Below are 16,984 nucleotides of genomic sequence, written 5' to 3' on the forward strand. Positions count from 1 at the left end.
CGCCATAAATTATTTAGGTACTAAAATAAGTAGGGGGCGGGCGATTGTTGCGACCGGCGCCGAATTGGCCGATGGAATGCGCATGCGACTTACGGACCAGGAACATAACCGTGTGCTGCTGCTCAAGAAGCTGCGAGCCAGCGAGCCGGTCGCCCGAACCGATCTTGTGAAGTTCACCGGCCTGACGGGCGGCACCATCACCGCGATCACTGCCGATCTGGTCAAGCGGGGCATCGTGATCGAGGAAAAAGTGGTTTCGAATGCGCCCGGGCGGCCAAGGGTCAACCTGCGGATCAATCCCGAGGGCAAATACGTTGTCGGGATTACCGCGACCAACGACGGCGAACTGCTGCTGGAGATCGTCAATCTCAGAGGCGAGAGCCTTGCCGTTTCAACGGCACTGCTGACCCCCACGACCAGCATCGCGGACTTCGCGCGGCAATTCGTGGCGGCCCTGGAAACCGCCATCGCCGGCTGGCCCGTGCGCCGGGAGGACATCTACCGGATCGGGGTCGGCATTCCCGCCGTTGTCGACAATCGCACCGGCATTGTCGAACAGATCCTCACTTTCGAGCCCGGTCCCTGCGATTTCGGCGGGATTGTCGAGCGGGCTCTCGGCATTCCGACGCTGGTCGACAACAACATCAATCTGCTGGCGCGCGCAGAGCATTGGTACGGCCTAGGCGCTCAACTGGGCGACTTCACGCTGATCAACGTCGATCTCGGCATTGGCGCCGCGCTTTACAGAGGCGGGCAGTTGATCAGCGGCGCGCACGGGATCGCTTCCGAATTCGGGCACGTGAAGGTCGTGCCGGACACCGGCCGCCTCTGCCACTGCGGCGCTCGAGGCTGTATTCAGGCATATTGCTCGATACATGCGATCATTCGGCAGGCGTGCGAACGGCTGGGCAGGGCGGAGCCACGCTATGAAGAGATGGGCCGGTTCTTCGAGGAACTGATGGCCGAGCATGCGGCCGCCGCAATCGACATCTGGCCGGTGCTGGAGCATGCGAGCCACTATCTCGGCGTTGCGGTGGCCAATCACATAACCATGCAGGATCCGGAGGCCGTCATCCTTTGCGGCCCGCCCATCGCGATGATGGACAAACTGCGCGGCACTTTCTTCGCGGCGTTGGAGCAGAACACGTTTCCGACTTTGCGGCGGCGCACCAAGCTGTACTTCAAGGCCTGGGACAAGGGCGCCTTCGCGCGCGGGGCGGCAGCGATGGTTCTGGAGCATCTCTACTCTTCGGCCTGATTTGCCGCTGAACTATTTCACGGTCTAAATTAACATCTGCATCGCGGCCGATTTGGAACAGGGATCGGCCGCAAGGAGCTGTCTGGGGGCGGATCGCCATGGGATTGGTCATCGGCTATAGGCGGATCCAACCTGTCGGAGAGAGAACTGCGTGAGCGAAGGAATTGAGCTGATCGAAGCGAACGGCGTTCTCGAAATTCAAATCACTCGCCCCGAGAAGAAGAACGCCCTGACCGCCTCGATGTACCGTGCCATGACGGCCGCCCTAGCGGACGCGTCGGCCCGTGCGGAATACGGCGTGGTGCTGATTGTCGGGAAGGGAGACGCTTTCTGCGCCGGCAATGACCTTGCCGACTTCATGGCCGGACCGGATGGCGCGGCCGCCGCGCTCGATTTCATCCGGGCTATCGCACGCTTCGAAAAACCGGTCGTCGCAGCAGTGCAGGGGCTGGCGGTGGGCGTGGGAACGACCCTGCTGTTCCACTGCGATCTGGTCTATGCGGCGCCCGATGCACGCTTCGTCATGCCCTTCGTCAATCTGGGGCTGGTGCCCGAAGCGGCATCGAGCCTGCTGGCGCCGTCGACCTTCGGTTATGCCAAGGCTGCGGCGATGCTGCTGCTGGGAGAGCCGATTGACGCGGAAGCGGCTGACCGTGCGGGACTTGTCACTGCCGTGGTCCCGGCGGTTGGACTGCTCGAACATGCGCGCGCCAAAGCGGCGATATTGATGGGCAAGCCGCCGCAGGCTCTGCTGGCCACGCGCCGGTTGATGAAGGGAGACCCCGCCATCGTCGCCGCGCGCATCGAAGAGGAAGCGCAGGTCTTCACGCAGGCGATCAGCTCTCCGGAAGCAAAAGAAGCCTTCACGGCCTTTTTCGAGAAGCGTCCGCCCGTCTTCCGATGACGAGCGCCGGGCGGTGTGGCGATCCACTATTTGAGACGATGCCGCGAATGCCGAGACAATAAATACACTTCGTGATTGCTAAGTGCCGGAGATTGGTACAGCTTCGTTCGACCTGCCCTTCAATGCGCGTCAGGGATAAATCGGATGACGACTGACCGTGCGTTAAGTGTTCCGGTGTCCATCATCGCAGTGATCCTGATGACGGCCGCGGCCTATTATGCCAGCAGTGTATTCGCGCCGCTTGTCGTTGCGCTATACATTATGGCTCTGGTCTGGCCGCTTCAGCGCATGTTGCAGGCGCGGCTGCCCAAGCTGCTGGCGCTGGCGCTTACTTTGCTGGCGACGCTTGCGATCGGCTTCCTGTTCGTATTGATCTTCAGCTGGGCAGTCGGCCGGGTCATTCGCCCGATCATGCTCGACACGGCCCGCTACCAGTACCTTCTGGAGCATCTGGCGGACCGGTTCGAGATCCAGGGATTTTCGATTGCCGGCTTGTGGTCGGAATATGTCGATCTCGCCTGGACGATCAGCGCCATCCGGCAGGTCGGCGGGCATTTGCAGACGACGCTCACCTTCTGGATCATCGCCATCACCTACCTGCTGCTTGGACTGCTGGAGGTGGACGACATGCGCGCGAAGATCGCTGTCATGAGGAACCGCGAGGCGTCGTGGATGCTGCTGGAAGGCACCCGCATCATCGCCGGCCACTATCGCCGCCATCTAATGGTGCGGACGCTGATGAGCGTGCTGACGGGCCTGCTCGTCTGGCTTTTTGCGCGCGTGGTCGGGCTGCCGTTTGCGGGGGAGTGGGGCGTGATCGCCTTCGCGCTCAACTATATTCCGTTTATCGGCCCGTTCTTCGCCACCCTGCTGCCCACGCTGCTGGCGATGACGACTTTCGACACGTGGCAGGCGGTCATTCTCGTGTTCCTCTGCCTCAACGTCATCCAGTTCATGGTAGGCAGCTATATCGAGCCGCGCGTCGCGGGCAGCGTCCTGTCGATTTCGCCGATGCTGGTGCTGTTCGTGATCTTCTTCTGGACGTTCCTGTGGGGAATCCTCGGCACTCTGCTCGCCGTGCCGATCACGGTTGCGATCATCACGTTCTGCGGGCTCCATCCGCGCAGCCGCTGGGTGGTCGAGCTGTTCGGCAAGGCTGCTGCGGCAAATTCGGCAGAGGCGGAATGATACTGCCTCAGGAGGCGTGGGGCGCTGTCGCTCGCCGCTGCCGGGCCGCGAACAGGGCGTAGCCCCCGACAAGCGCAGCCGCGACACCGGACGCCGCGCCGACGCCCAGCGCCCAGCGCGGGCTGAGGTGGTCCGCGATCCAACCGACGATCGGCGCTCCGATCGGCGTTCCTCCCAGCGCCACGCCGACGCGCAGCGCCATCACGCGTCCGCGCATGGCGGGTTCGGTAGAGAGCTGCATCAGGCTGTTGGTCGTGTTGGTGAAGACGAGCGCCGCAACCCCGGTGAGCACCAGCGCGGCCGCGAAGAGCCAGAAATCGGGCGCGATCGCGGCCAGCGCGCAGCCGAGCCCGAACACACCGGCGCTGAGCATCAGAGCCTCGAAACGCGGCTTGTCGCGCTGGGCGTTGAACAGGGCGCCGCTCATTGTCCCGATGGCCATGGCCGAGGACAGGAAGCCATAACCGCGCGCGTCTGCATGGAAGATGCGGACCGCCATGGTCGAAATGAAGATCGGAAAGTTCAGGCCGAACGTGCCGACAATGAACAGCATGATCAGGATCGCCTTGAGGTCCGGCCGCCCCCAGACATAGCGAAATCCCTCGGTAAAGCTCCCCCTGGTGCGCTTCGCGCGAGGGTTCGAATGCAACTCCCCGGTACGCAGGAGGAAGAGCGAGGCCAGCACGGCCATGAACGATGCGCCGTTGATGAGGAAGGCCCATCCGGTTCCGACCATGGCAATGACGAGGCCCGAGACTGCGGGTCCGATCAGCCGCGCGGCATTGAACGATGTCGAGTTGAGCGCCACTGCATTGGTCAGATCGGCGTCCCCCACCAGTTCGGCGACGAACGTCTGGCGCACCGGCGCGTCGAACGCCGCCGCGGTGCCGAACAGGAAGGCGAAGACATAGACATGCCATAGCTGCACGACGCCGGTAACGGTCAGCATGCCCAGCACTAGGGCCAGTACGCCCATTGCCGTCTGGGTAAGGATCAACAGCTTGCGCTGATTGAAATGGTCGGCGGCAAAGCCCGTCCACGGCAGGAACAGGAATTGCGGCCCGAATTGCAGGGCCATGACGATACCCACGGCCGAGGCGCTGTGGTGCGTGAGCGTCGTCAGCACCAGCCAGTCCTGCGCCGTGCGCTGCACCCAGGTGCCGATGTTCGACACGAAGGCCCCTGCGGTCCAGACCCGGTAATTGAACCCCCGCAGCGAGCGGAAGGCACCTGTGGTCGGAGCGTTCATGAACGTTCCGGCGTGTTGCCGCCGTGGAAGCGGCCGAAGTGCCGAGCGGTGAACAGGCCGAGCAGCAGCATCCCCAGCCCGAGTGCGGCCGCTTGTGCCGGGTCGCGCAAGTTGAAATCGCCGACCCGGCAGACCAGCAGATAGAAAAGCACAAGGTTGGCGAAGCCCCACAGCACGTTCACTGTCGAGGATGACAGGCCTTCGCCCGGCGGCGTCGCGAAGGGGCTCTGGAAGGCGCGGCCCATCATCCCGCTGACGAAATGCGGAAGCGCGTTCGCCAGTGTGGCACCGCCGGCGAAATAGGACAGGAGATGGAGCCAGGGCATTTTACGAATTACCTTTCCAGCAGGGCAAGAACATCGGCCGTCAGGCCGGTTTCGCCCAGTCTCGGGAACACGTTCTTGATGGCGTGATCGTGGGCTTCGGGCCGCGTGTCGGCCATGGCGTCGATGGCGAGCGTGACGTTGAAGCCAAGCTCATAGGCCTGGCGCGCGGTCGATTCGACACCGGTTCCGGTCGCCACGCCGGTGATGACGACTTGCGTTACCCCCGCCGCTTTCAGCCGTGCTTCCAGATCGGTGCTCGCGAATGCGCCCCAGGTCCGCTTTGTTACGACGAGGTCGCCCGGCCGCTGGTCCAGTTCGGGAATGATCTGCGTGAAATCGTCGGCGAGGTTGTTCATGGGGCGGCGGGGCTGCTCCGTTCGTCCCGGCGCGCCGCCGTCGACGTTGACCAGCACGACCGGCAGCTCCCTCGCGCGAAAGGCGTCCGCCAGCGCGCGGCTGCGCTCTACCACACCGCCAATCGGAGCGGGGAAGGGCGCACCCACAAGGCCCTTCTGAAGATCGACAATGACGAGCGCCGTCATGGGATCGAGCGCGGTCAGCGCCATGGGACTGTCCTTTCTGCGGGCGCGGCACACGCGCCCATGTTCAACCGTCAATCGTTCACGAGCCGCTCCAGCAACGGGATCGCGGCAATGAGCTGGTCCTGCTCGGCCGGCGAGAGCCGTGCCCTGATCGTGCGGGAAAGCCAGTCCTGCCGTGCGGCGCGGCCTTCGCCGATCCATGTCCGGCACTGCTCGGTCAGCGACAGCAGGGTTTTCCGGCCATCGGCCGGATCCGGCGCGCCGCATATCAGGCCGGCGCTCTCCAGCGCGGCCACGACGGCGCCCATCGATTGCGGGCGCATGCCTTCCAGTCGGGCGAGGTCGGACGTTGTGGCGGGCCCGTGCTTTTCGAGCCGTAGTAGCACCGAGGTCTGCGAAGGCGGCAGATCGCCGACACTCGCCTGTTCGCGAAGCCGACGTTTCAGCTTGCCGGCAATGCGGCGCAGATCCTGCGCTAGCACGGTGACGTGCAGTTGATCATCGGACGAAACGCTCATGGCCGTCCGATAGAAATATGAAGCCTAACTGTAAAGTTAAACTTCCTTTAGGAAAGCGGGAAAGGGGCGCCGGCAGCAGCGCCCCTTCCTTCGATCAATCCATCAGCTTCTGGGCAATGTAGGTCATCCACAGCGCCGTGGTCTTGGCGGATTGGCGGATATCCGCGCCAGAGCCGTGGCCGCCTTCGGTATTCTCGTAGAAGTAGAAGGGCAGGCCCAGTTCCTCCATCCGCGCCGCGAATTTGCGGGCGTGCTGCGGGCCGACGCGGTCGTCGCGCGTGGTGGTGAAGATGTAGGGCTCCGGATAGTTCACGCCCTTGCGCAGCGCGTGATAGGGCGATTTCTTGAGCCAGAAGGCCCGCGCTTCGGGATCGGCGTAGACATCGCCGTACTCGCCCTGCCAGCTCGCGCCGGCAGCGATCTTGCTGATGCGGATCATATCCAGCAGCGGCACCTGGATCACCACCGCATTGTAGAGTTCGGGGAATTCCGTCATCTCGACACCCATCAGCAGGCCGCCGTTCGAGCCGCCGATGATCCCGAGCCGGCGCGGCGAGGTGATCTTTTTGGCGATCATGTCGCGCGCGACGCTGGCAAAGTCGTCATAGGCGACCTGCCGCTTGGTCTTAAGTGCGGCCTCGTGCCATTCCGGCCCGAACTCGCCGCCACCGCGAATGTTGGCCAGCGCGAAGGCGCCGCCATGTTCGAGCCAGAGCTTGCCGTAGCTTCCCGAATAGAACGGCGTCGAACTCGACTGGAAGCCGCCATAGGCATTGAGCAGCACCGGGGTCGAACCGTCCAGCGGCATGTCCTTACGGTGGACGAGGAAGTAAGGGATCGCGGTGCCGTCGGTCGACTTCGCCTCGCGTTGCTCGACGACAAGGCCGGTGGCGTCGAAGCGCGGCGGCAGGCTCTTCACCGGCGCGGCGCTGCCGGTCGCGGCGTCGACGAGATAGAGCGTGCTGGGCGTGGTGAAACCTTCCGCCGAGGCGAACGTGAGGTTGCTGCGGGTATCGGCGGCGCTGAATTCCAATGCCAGCTTGTCCGGCAGCGGTAGCGCCGTCGTGGTCCATCTCCCGTTCGCGGCGGGCGCGAGCGAGAGCAGGCGGCCATTGACGTTGTCGAGAATGGACAGCAGCAGGCGGTCACGCGTGATGGAAACCCCTTCCAGCGCTTCGCGCGGGCCCGGCTTCCAGGCGATCCGGGCCTTGATCGCTTCAGGACGAGCCAGCACTTCGGCAAGCGGTGCAGTCGCCACCGCGCCGGTGGGAAGGTCTCCCCATGCCTCGTCGAGGCGGAACACGACTTCACCGGCGACGAGACCGGCCACAGAGACCTTCTGCGGTATGGCCAGTTCGTGCACTTTGCCGTCCGTGCCGATCACCAGGCTTTGCTGATGGAAGAAGTCGATCGCGCGTGTGATCAGCTTGAGCGTGTTGCCCTGCCCATCCTGCAGCACGGCTGGGAAAACGCCGACGTCGCTCTTCTGCCCGCGGAAGATCTCCGTCGCTTCAGACAGCGGCCGGCCGCGCGCGAGGCGCTTGACGATATAGGGATAGAGCGACTCGGTGACATCGCCCGGTGTCCATTCGGTGGCGACGAGCAGATGGTCGGCATCTTCCCACGTGACGCTCTGCTTGGCGCGGGGAAGGTGGAATCCGCCTTGCACGAAAGTACCCGACGCGAGATCGAATTCGCGCGTCTCGACAGCGTCCTCGCCGCCGTTGGAGAGTGAGATCAGGCAAAGCCGTTGCTCCGGCTCAAGGCAGTCGGCGCCTTTGTAGACCCAGCTCTTGCCTTCCGCCTTGCCCAGCGCATCGATGTCGAGAACGGTCTGCCAGTTGGGCTGCGCACGGCGGTAGTCATCGAGCGATGTGCGCCGCCAGATGCCACGCAAGTGCTGCTCGTCCTGCCAGAAATTGTAGATCTGCCCGTTCAGGAAGCGGGGGGCGGGAATGCGGTCTTCCGCGCCGAAGATCCTGAGCGCCTCGTCATAGAAGGTCTTGTAGCGCGGATCGGCTTCGAGCCGGCCCTCCGTCTTCGCGTTGTGGGCTTCCACCCAGTCCATCGCGCTCTTGCCGTCGAGATCCTCCAGCCAGATCCACGCATCGGGGGGATCGCGGGGGTCGGCAGGAGCGGGCGTTGCGGCATGTGACATGGGCATGAAACTCAGAAAGGCGAGCGTGCTGGCAAGCGCGGTACGCAGGATGGGCGTCAAGATTGTTCCCCCCGAAAGATCGATTGGGGGAGCCTAGCGCCTGCGACACGCCGGGCAAGCGGTTACGCTTTGATTTCGGTGTGTTGGCAGGCGTGGACGAATTCGGCGCAAAAGGCCGGTGCCGTTTCGAAGTGCCCCCGCCTTCGCGGGGATGATGGGGCTTTGTGCGTGAAGGCTCGGTTGCGGCATCGGGACAAGTCGCGGGCTATTGGACAATTGCTCGATGCGTTCGGCCATTTCGTCCTGCGCGGCGCGATCGCTCTATAAGAGAAAAGGAAGGCCGGGGCGCGAGCGCCGGTCCAGCATTTGCTCTGCCTGCCGAGGTGTTTCGCGCCTCGCGGGCGGGGCCATTCTATAGGTTGCCGGTGATGAATCTCCAGAACTCCGCCACGCTTGCCGTGTCGCCGCTCGGCCATGAGGCCGACCGGTCCTACACCGTGAAGAGCTTCATCGGCCGTGATCTTGAACGCGGCGCCGAACCGGGTGAGATCGTCGAGATCCTGCCTGCGGGACGAAGCCCGTTCCGGATCGTCTCGTTCTATACCGCGCACAACGAATATGCGGACCACGCCGCACGGCTTCGCGCATCGCTGGACGGGTTCGGTCTGGACTATATGCTGCATCCGATCGACAGCCTTGGCCGCTGGGAACTCAACTGCGCCTACAAGGCGGAATTCGTCTACGAGCAGTGGAAGGCCTCCGATCGGCCGATCGTCTGGCTGGACGCCGATGCTACCGTCGAGGCACTGCCCGATCTCTTCTCGGCGCTCACGGCCGATGTCGCGCTGCATAAGTGGACATGGGACCACCAGGCCCACGACCGCGGCTGGGAATTCTGCTCCGGCACCGTCTATTTCGGCAAGACGGCCGAGGCCGAGGCCCTGCTGCAGCAATGGCTGGTGCGTTGCCGCGCCGATCCGCTGACATGGGATCAGGTCCATTTGTGCTCGGCCTGGTGCGACATCGCCAGCACGCGTCCGCTGAAGACGAGCTGGCTGCCCCGTTCGTATCTGCATATCGAAGGCGCGCCTTGTAACGAGCCTACCGTCATCCGCCATTGGCAGGCGTCGCGACAGGCGAAGGCCGACGGCCGCAAAACCGATCACGAGGCAGCGCAGTTCACCGAAGCCGGAATGCGGGACCGGGCCACGAATATGCTCTGGCGCACGCCGGAAGAAGCGTTCTGGATCCAGGAAGGCGTGGACCACATCATTCCCGCAACGCAGTTCGAATTTCCTGAGGGCTTCGACCTCGGATCGGCCTTGGCGATCGCGATTGACGGTCATTTTCCCGTACTGGAAATCGGTTGCGGCGTCGGTCGCATCGCGTCGCTGTTCGATGACGGCTATATCGGCGTAGACGTCAATCCGCATTCCCTTGCCCAGGCGCGGGCCACGCTTCCAGCTCAGAACTTCCGCATCCACGATCAGGGATATCGGTATCCGGATGCGGTGACGGCGTTGTTCTATACCGTTCTTCTGCATGTGTCCGATGAAGCGCTCGTGCCGCTGCTGATCGAGGCGGTGAGAGGCCGGCAGCGGATCATCATTGCCGAATTGATGGACGTGCGTTGGCGCCGGGAGGGCAATCCGCCCGTCTTCAATCGCGATCCGGAATACTACATCTTCCTGATGCAGGAATTGGGTTTCCGGCTCGTGCACTATTCCAAGCCGGAATATGAGCATTACAATCGCGCGCCGTGGAACACAGGACGCGACAGTCGCATCACTTTCCTTGCCTTTGAAAGGACGGATCGAGCGGACGCACGCGAAATGGCCTGATCGGCGTCTGCCCGCCTAGGATCGGGCCTCCGCGCTGAGGAGTTAGGGATCTTTCGGATTACGCGTGCCGGTCCGGCCGTCGAATGACGGAGCGGATGCAAGGAGTCGTATCCAAGCGGGCGGCAGATCTGTATGCGGCATGTTGTCCCGTGGTTCGGGCATCGATCCGGACCACGGTCCCGGCGCATCCGCGCCGCGGACAGGCTGTATAGCCGGACTCCCAAAGCGTTCCCATGTCTCGCGGCGTCGGGAACCCGTTATGAAAGTCGCCCGCCGGGAACCTATGGAAGCCTCCGCGCCCACACTTGCCGATCTCGGCTGGAGACCCTTCTTCAGCGAACAGCTGTCCGACGAGGAGCGGGAAACATGCCGCCCGGTGCGGGTCATGTCCGTCTATCGCGGCCTCGTCGCGGTGCTGGGCGAGGGGATCGACCGCCTGATTTCATCACGCCTGCCGAACCCGCAGGGACCGGAAGATCGGCCCGCCGCCGGCGATTGGCTGCTGATCGGTGCCGATAGTCCTGAACCGGTGCGGCTCCTGAGGCGCGAGAGCCTGTTCAAGCGGCCCGCACCGGGCAATGATCGCCGCGTCCAGTTGATCGCGGCGAATGTCGACACGCTCTTCATTGTCGCCTCCTGCAATCACGATTTCAGCATTCCCCGGCTGGAGCGTTATCTCGTGCTCGCGCGGGAAGTGGGGGTCACTCCGGTGATCGTGCTGACCAAGATCGACCTGACCGACACGCCGGACAAATACCGCGAGGCCGCGATGGGGCTTCAGCCCGGTCTGCGGGTCGAAACCGTCAACGCGCGCGAGGGTGCCAGCGCCTTGCCGCTGGCGAAGTATTGCGGACCGGGCCAGACCGTTGCGCTGATGGGATCGTCCGGCGTCGGCAAGTCGACGCTGGTCAATACGCTGCGCGGTTCGGATTCGATTACCACCCAGGCCGTGCGCGAACACGACAGCAAGGGCCGCCATACGACCACGGTGCGCGAAATGCACCGGCTGGCGCAGGGCGGCTGGCTGATGGATACGCCCGGAATGCGGGAGTTCAAGCTGGCGGACGCGACCTCTGGACTGGCGGAAGTGTTCGACGACATCGAGCTTCTGACCCTCGAATGCCGATTCACGAATTGCAGTCACAGGAAAGAGCCGGGTTGCGCAATTCAGGCCGCGATTGCAGAGGGCGCGCTCGAACCCGACCGGCTTGAGCGATGGCGCAAGCTCACTGCGGAAGATAACAGCAATACCGGCACTATGGCCGGGCGGCGTAGCCGGGCCGGAAAGCCCGGCGAAAGGAAATGACCCATGGCTGATCTTTATCTGAAGACGCTGGAATCCGAACGGAAGAGCCTGTGGGCCGCATGCCGCCTGAAAGGCCTTGCCAAAGGCACGCCCGAACGGCTCCGGATCGCGGAACTGGACAAGCTGCTGGCCGAGCACAAGGCCAAGAAGGCGGGCTGACCCGCAGGACAGTTACACTTCAGCAATATTTTCCGGGGCCGGGTGATCGAACGGCCCGGCGAGTCAGGTGATGGGCCCGATGGAGCAGGGCGGGCAGCGAATCTCGCGCCCATCCGTGCGGGGCGGGTGACGGGTCTTCCCGGATGCCGCGCGGCATTTGCAGGGCCAGCGCAGCCAGCGTCAGCGGCCAGCGCAGTCCGGGCCAGTCGGCCTGGAGCAATTGGCGCCGATGCTGGATGCGGGGCCACAAGCCGCTGCAATATTCCTGCGGTACCGGCACCGCGAACAGCGATCGCAATGCCAGCAACTGCGTACGCAGCGCGCGCCGAGCCTGCCGAGCGGTGAAGAAGCCATCGAGTTCCTGCCAGTCGATCCCTTCGCCTGACCGGGCCAGCCCCGCAAGATCGGCGAGATGGCGCATATCCACCAGCCCGCGCCAGTAATCGAGTTCCTGCAGCTGGTCGTGCGAGACCAGCACGGCGGCCTGCGCGGCCGGGGACGGTTGCAGGGCCCGCTGTCGGCCGATCTCCACGGGCCGGCAATGCGCCGAGAGCATTGGGTAATCGAAGCGGGGGTTGCTTCCCTTGGTCCGGCAGTGGAGGTCGAGCATGCCCACGTCGCTGCTTCGGTAGAGGACGAGGGGGGCGCCGTCCAAACCACTTTCGTAGTGTATCCGGAAGCCGAGCCGGCCAAAACAGCTCCGCGCCCCAGGCATCGCGCTTTCAGGCAGCATCAGGTCGATATCGCCGAGAATCCGGCCTCGTGCCGCCGGAGCGCCAAGCTCCACGAGCAAGGCCGCGCCTTTGATCAGTATCGGCGGCGGGCCCGTATCGGCCAGTGCGCCGAGAACGTCCTCCAGCAGGAGCATCAACCGCCGATTGCGCTCGACGTTTGCCTCGACGACGGCGGCCAGAAAGGCGAGAGCATCCTCGGGAACGTCGAGGCGCCACGCCAAGCGGGAGCCGAGGGAGGCCGTTGTCATCGTGCGGTTGGCCCGGCCGATGAGGTCCTCCCAATCGCACCTGTCGGGTATTCTGCCGTCGAGCGCGGCGGCGAAGGTTCGGATGCCGATCATTGCATCCTTACTCGGTGGCGCGGCCGAGCAGCCGGACGGCTTCGTCCAGATTCGCATAAGAGAGACGCCGGCATTGCGCGCGTCCCACCAGACGGCTGAGCATCTGCACGTCCGACAGGGTTGAGCGTCCGGTGCGGGCGTAGGCGCCTTGGAGCAGGAATTCGAGCGTAGCGAGCGGTTCGAGCGGGGTCAGTGCAGCGGGCATTCCGTCGTCGCGGGCGAGCAGAACGATCCAGTCCACCGGATAAATGCCGGTGCGCGGTTCCGGCATGGGCAAGTAACGCAAGGTCGCGCCGTCGAGCCGTTGATGCACGGCTGTTCGCCCGATCACGTCTCCATAGCCGGGCAGCAGGTCCCACGAACCGCGCTTCAGTGTGGGATAGAAGGACAGGCCCTGTACCATCCCGGCGTGATCCAGCAGGGCCACGTCATCTGCGGCATAGCCGAAGCCTGCGGCGGTCAGCGCGACGGAAAGGGTGCTCTTGCCCGCTCCTGGCGCGCCGCTGAGCAGAAGCGCGCGGTTTCCTCGCACAAGAACGGCGCAGTGCAGGGCGATCCGGTCGCTGGCCGTGAGCACGTCATCGACCAGACGCGCTTTCAGTGTGGGAATGGCCTGATCAAGCCTCGCAATGCTGGCCGGCTTGCCGTGCCGCGAGATGACCACTTTGGGCAGGGCAGCGTCCGTGCCCCAACGGCGGATCTGCCAACGCGGCACCGCCTCGGCGTCCGGCCGCTTTCGGGCAGCGGCCGGCATCGCAAGTGATCCAAGGCCCGCACCGATCTCCACATCAATGGGAATGCTCGCGAGATCGAGCGGGAAACGGCGCATCACCTCGTTGGTCGATCCAAGTCCGACGGCGAGCAATTCCGCGCCAGACAACAAGGATATCAACGCGGTAACCGCATCTTCCGCATCCCGCTTGTCCATACCATGGCGGGTGCAGCACGCGATCAGGTGGCCGAGCGGAGCGGGGCCGCTCGTCAGTTTCCTGGCAACCAGCGCAGCGAAAGGGTCGAGGGCGTAGAGCTTTTGCGCGGTCTCGCAAAACAAGGCGTCGCGGTCGGAAAGGGAAACGACCGCGACGCCGGGGGCAAACTGCCATTGCAGGTTTTGGTCCGCGGGCGCCGTGTTACGCCGATCGGAACCAGGGCCTTGAAAGGCGCCGGTCGAAGGCTGAACATCGGCGGCCAGCAATGTGCACAGCGCGTCAGGTGTTTGCGGACCCTCCGCGCCGGCCATTGTCAGTGGCCGTGCCCGCCACCGCCCCGGTCGCCGCTACCCATGCCGCCACCGGATTTGATGCCGCCCCCGCCACCGCCATCACCAAAGCCGCCGCCTCCGCCGGAGTCTCCGCCACCGCCACTGCTGCCAGAAGCACCGTCGCCGCCGCCGGAGCTACCTCCACCGCCGTCTCCTCCTCCACCCCCACCACCGCCGCCAGAGGCCGCGATTGCAGGAGAGACCAGCGATGTGGAGAGCAGCACCGTCATCGCCGGCGGCACGGTGAGCGCGAAGCGCCCGGCCGTCTTGAGAAAATCGCGCCGGTGCGTGTCACCGATGAGATCGGAAGCTCGATCGTCCATGGCCGTTCCCCTGTGCCGTTTCGGCGAGGGCACCCTCACCGTGAAAAGTCGGGACTGATATGCTGAATAGACCTGTGGCAGCGGGGAAGCATCTATCGGGCGATATAGCTCTCATGGGCGAGCCTCCGGCGGCTTTAGGGGAGTTCGCCTGCACTGTCCGGCGCTGGATGGGCGTCGGCATAGCGGGCGACCATCAAAGCCACCGTGGTCCGATTGTCGGCGCCAAGCTTGGAATAGATGCTGTGCAGATGGATCTTGACGGTCCCCAGGCTGATGGCGAGTTCCCCCGCGATATCCCGGTTGGCCATACCCTTGGCCAGCAGCCGGGTGACCTCCCATTCGCGCGGAGTCAGGCTCTCGAACGGAGAAACCTCCCGTTCCTCGGCCCGGCGCCGGTTGATCGCGGCGGCGACGAGGTGCTGCGGCAGCCAGCGCCCGCCGCGCGCGACCTTGCGCAGACATTCGACCAGCGTTGTGGGTGCTATGTCTTTCAGGACGATACCGGCCGCACCGGCGGCAATGGCCTCGATAACCTGCGCATCGGAAATCGCGGCGCTGAGCAGCACCACTCGGACCGGCCAGCCCGCTCGATTGATCCGGCCGAGCAGGTCCAACCCGTCCAGATCGGGCATGTAGATATCGATGAGGGCAATATCGGGCTGATACTCCTCGATTTTCCGCAAGGCGGTTTCGCCGTCGCGCGCGGTGGCGACCACCTGCAATTCGGGATCGACGCCGAGCAGAGTCTGGATGCCGCTGAGGATCATCGGGTGATCGTCGCATACGACCAGCGTGATCATCCGTTCACCGCCCCGATCGGGAACACCAGACGCAGCCGGCAGCCGTGCGCGCTCCCGGCGGCGACGAGCGTGCCGCCAAGATCCGCCATCCGCTCGCACAGCGATTGCGGCAGCCCCGCGCGGCCCTCAAGGCCGCAGCCGTCGTCCGCGATTTCGACCTGAAGGTCGCCGTGTCGCGCCCGGATATCGATTTTCAGCGCCGCGGCGGATCCGTGTCGCACGGCATTGGCCGTCGCTTCGGACAGTGCGAGGCAGAGTTCGGTGGCAGTCTCGTCGCTGACCCGCAGATTCTCCGGTTCAACCGATATGTCGAGCCGGCACGCCCACTGCGTGGCCAGCGGCTCGACCAGCGTATGCAACTGGTGCCTGAGGAAACTGGGAGCGCTTCGGTCCGTGCGGGAGCCATTCAGCAAAGTGCGCAGCCGGGTGTGCTGCTGCTGGAGCAGGTTGCGAACCTTGTTCATCACCGGCTGCGCGTCGGGCGGGAGCGTCGCCCGCGTCGCATCGAGTTGCCAGACTGCCGCCGTCAGGTCTTGCAGGACGCTGTCATGGATGTCGCGCATCACGCGGACGCGTTCCTTGAGGCTGGCCGCAGCGGCGAGGCCGTTCGCTATCGAGAACTGCTCCAATGCCAGCGCGATGCGCGCGCCGATGATGCGCGTGAACGCCTCGACATTCTCGTCCCGAAACGCCGGATCGATCACGATGACCAGACCGTGGTAGCGGATGCCCTTGAACTCGGCGAGGTGCAGGGACTGTCTTGCGCCGCCCAGTATGGCGTTCCATGCCGGGCTGCCACCGCGCGAGTTGAGCCGTCGCAGCATCCCGCGCGGGTCCGTCGCTGCCGCCGCCTTGAGCTCTGAAAGCGGCGCGGGAAGGGTCACCCGGTCGACGAATTCGCAATGATCGCCGGTCCAGAAACCGATCGTGCCATGGCCTTCGTCCTGGTCCTGCCAGACGACGACGATGTGATCGGTCCCCAGCACGCGGGCGGCATGTTGGAGCGCTTCGGCCAGCCAGGGCCGGTCGTCATCGGGCATCATGCGGATCGGCCAGGAGGCAAGTTCCTGCAACCGGCGCTCGTTTCGGGCGCGATAGCTGCCGAAATAACCGAGCATGAGCGCGGCGACCCACGCATAGACGAACCGCATCAGCAGCACGTTCATGGACCAGTCGCCGTCCGCGCGCATGTCCGGGATAGCGACGATGACCAGCAGCAATTGAAGCAGGACCGCAGTGGCAAGAACGCCGCGCCAGCCCCACCGCATCGTCGCACTGATCAGGGCAAATGTGAAAAAGACAAAGAACGGGCTCTGCAGATCGTCGGAATAGTGCGCAAGTAGCCCCAAGGTGAAGACGTCGATCGCCGTCTGCGCCACGCGCGAATGCTCGCGCCATCGCGGCGGCGCGGGAAGCACCAGCAGGATAATGCTAACTGCGACGTAGAGGCAGAGAACGGTGTAGGTTTCCGTGACATTCGAATGGGGTGTCGTGGGGTCCAGAAAGACGGCGACCAGGGACAGGCTAGAGGCCAGGAGGCGCGCGACGGCGATCAGCGTTTCAGGATCGGCCTGCGCGATTCGGTTCGCGAAGCTTGGCCTGTTCGCCAATCTTGGAGGCCGCGCGGGTCGTGACTTCGACATCAATCCGTGCTCTCGGAAGGCGGGCACGCGGCAGAACCCCTGCGGCCGTTGGCGCACCCCGCCGGCGACAATTCATAGCGATGAATTCACGGGGGACGAGTTTGCGGGCGCGCATCGCTCCCTCGGCCTTCGATCCTCATCGTGACGGGAAGCTGCGCGTCGGGGCCCTTTTCGGGCAAGGGGGGAATTGGCGTACCCCCAAATCGCCGGTCGATCGCCAGGGTGGTTTCAAATGAGCGTCCGATCAATGGCGATGCACGGCTTATCGGGGCCGATCGTCACGAGAAGGCGGCATCGACTTGCGGCCTGATCCAGATGGCAGTCGTCTGGCGATAGGAAACGCACAGCACACCATCGACAATCCGGGCGCTGAAACCCAGCCTATCCTGCCCCTCCTCGGCATCGGTCTGGAACAGCGCCCGCAGATCCGCGA

General features: G+C 64.4%; 17 protein-coding genes (1 of these 17 running past the window's edge). 6 read left to right on the plus strand and 11 right to left on the minus strand.

The window, feature by feature from the left end:
• Window positions 1–82: 82 nt before the first annotated feature.
• The 3 genes from AC1VVM_RS24375 to AC1VVM_RS24385 all read left to right on the plus strand — a co-directional run bounded on the left by AC1VVM_RS24375 (window position 83) and on the right by AC1VVM_RS24385 (window position 3,350).
• Window positions 83–1,258: an ROK family protein gene (locus AC1VVM_RS24375; RefSeq protein WP_482956797.1), complete on the plus strand. Its 1,176-nt coding sequence runs from the start codon at window positions 83–85 to the stop codon at window positions 1,256–1,258.
• 151 nt (window positions 1,259–1,409) lie between these two features.
• Complete coding sequence (locus AC1VVM_RS24380) at window positions 1,410–2,162, plus strand: enoyl-CoA hydratase (protein ID WP_482956798.1); 753 nt, start codon at window positions 1,410–1,412, stop codon at window positions 2,160–2,162.
• A 144-nt stretch (window positions 2,163–2,306) separates the two neighbouring features.
• Complete coding sequence (locus AC1VVM_RS24385) at window positions 2,307–3,350, plus strand: AI-2E family transporter (RefSeq protein ID WP_482956799.1); 1,044 nt, start codon at window positions 2,307–2,309, stop codon at window positions 3,348–3,350.
• Between the two features lie 7 nt (window positions 3,351–3,357).
• Here AC1VVM_RS24385 and AC1VVM_RS24390 read toward each other — a convergent pair whose 3' ends face one another.
• The 5 genes from AC1VVM_RS24390 to AC1VVM_RS24410 form a co-directional block, all read right to left on the minus strand.
• Entirely contained in the window at window positions 3,358–4,599 is a 1,242-nt protein-coding gene (locus AC1VVM_RS24390) for an MFS transporter (RefSeq protein ID WP_482956800.1), read from the minus strand.
• Complete coding sequence (locus AC1VVM_RS24395) at window positions 4,596–4,925, minus strand: hypothetical protein (protein ID WP_482906263.1); 330 nt, start codon at window positions 4,923–4,925, stop codon at window positions 4,596–4,598. Before AC1VVM_RS24395 ends, AC1VVM_RS24390 begins: the two co-directional genes overlap by 4 nt.
• Before the next feature lie 8 nt (window positions 4,926–4,933).
• On the minus strand, window positions 4,934–5,491 hold the full coding sequence (locus AC1VVM_RS24400; protein ID WP_482956801.1) for a cysteine hydrolase family protein: 558 nt from the start codon (window positions 5,489–5,491) through the stop codon (window positions 4,934–4,936).
• A gap of 47 nt (window positions 5,492–5,538) precedes the next feature.
• Entirely contained in the window at window positions 5,539–5,985 is a 447-nt protein-coding gene (locus tag AC1VVM_RS24405; RefSeq protein ID WP_482956802.1) for a MarR family winged helix-turn-helix transcriptional regulator, read from the minus strand.
• A gap of 94 nt (window positions 5,986–6,079) precedes the next feature.
• The gene (locus AC1VVM_RS24410; protein ID WP_482957373.1) at window positions 6,080–8,143 is read right to left on the minus strand and encodes a prolyl oligopeptidase family serine peptidase; all 2,064 of its coding nucleotides are present in this window, start codon (window positions 8,141–8,143) and stop codon (window positions 6,080–6,082) included.
• Window positions 8,144–8,571: 428 nt separating this feature from the next.
• On the opposite strand from AC1VVM_RS24410, the gene AC1VVM_RS24415 reads away from it, so the two are divergent.
• The 3 genes from AC1VVM_RS24415 to AC1VVM_RS24425 all read left to right on the plus strand — a co-directional run bounded on the left by AC1VVM_RS24415 (window position 8,572) and on the right by AC1VVM_RS24425 (window position 11,449).
• On the plus strand, window positions 8,572–9,984 hold the full coding sequence (locus AC1VVM_RS24415; RefSeq protein ID WP_482956803.1) for a class I SAM-dependent methyltransferase: 1,413 nt from the start codon (window positions 8,572–8,574) through the stop codon (window positions 9,982–9,984).
• A 259-nt stretch (window positions 9,985–10,243) separates the two neighbouring features.
• The gene (gene rsgA, locus AC1VVM_RS24420) at window positions 10,244–11,290 is read left to right on the plus strand and encodes a ribosome small subunit-dependent GTPase A (protein ID WP_482956804.1); all 1,047 of its coding nucleotides are present in this window, start codon (window positions 10,244–10,246) and stop codon (window positions 11,288–11,290) included.
• 3 nt (window positions 11,291–11,293) lie between these two features.
• Complete coding sequence (locus tag AC1VVM_RS24425) at window positions 11,294–11,449, plus strand: hypothetical protein (RefSeq protein WP_482956805.1); 156 nt, start codon at window positions 11,294–11,296, stop codon at window positions 11,447–11,449.
• Between the two features lie 19 nt (window positions 11,450–11,468).
• On the opposite strand, the gene AC1VVM_RS24430 is transcribed toward AC1VVM_RS24425, so the two are convergent.
• The 6 genes from AC1VVM_RS24430 to AC1VVM_RS24455 all read right to left on the minus strand — a co-directional run.
• On the minus strand, window positions 11,469–12,524 hold the full coding sequence (locus tag AC1VVM_RS24430) for a nucleotidyltransferase family protein (RefSeq protein WP_482956806.1): 1,056 nt from the start codon (window positions 12,522–12,524) through the stop codon (window positions 11,469–11,471).
• Between the two features lie 7 nt (window positions 12,525–12,531).
• On the minus strand, window positions 12,532–13,764 hold the full coding sequence (locus tag AC1VVM_RS24435; RefSeq protein ID WP_482956807.1) for a hypothetical protein: 1,233 nt from the start codon (window positions 13,762–13,764) through the stop codon (window positions 12,532–12,534).
• Between the two features lie 2 nt (window positions 13,765–13,766).
• The gene (locus AC1VVM_RS24440; protein ID WP_482956808.1) at window positions 13,767–14,108 is read right to left on the minus strand and encodes a hypothetical protein; all 342 of its coding nucleotides are present in this window, start codon (window positions 14,106–14,108) and stop codon (window positions 13,767–13,769) included.
• Window positions 14,109–14,242: 134 nt separating this feature from the next.
• The gene (locus AC1VVM_RS24445; protein ID WP_482956809.1) at window positions 14,243–14,908 is read right to left on the minus strand and encodes a response regulator; all 666 of its coding nucleotides are present in this window, start codon (window positions 14,906–14,908) and stop codon (window positions 14,243–14,245) included.
• Window positions 14,905–16,518, minus strand: a complete 1,614-nt coding sequence (locus tag AC1VVM_RS24450) for a sensor histidine kinase (protein ID WP_482956810.1) — start codon at window positions 16,516–16,518, stop codon at window positions 14,905–14,907. Before AC1VVM_RS24450 ends, AC1VVM_RS24445 begins: the two co-directional genes overlap by 4 nt.
• 311 nt (window positions 16,519–16,829) lie before the next feature.
• A protein-coding gene (locus AC1VVM_RS24455) for a class I SAM-dependent methyltransferase (RefSeq protein ID WP_482956811.1) crosses the window boundary here: on the minus strand, window positions 16,830–16,984 show its 3' end. It continues 652 nt past the right edge of the window; only the last 155 of its 807 coding nucleotides appear in the window; the start codon falls outside the window, past its right edge; it ends in the stop codon at window positions 16,830–16,832.

The sequence above is a fragment of the Novosphingobium sp. BL-S-33 genome (assembly GCF_056857025.1).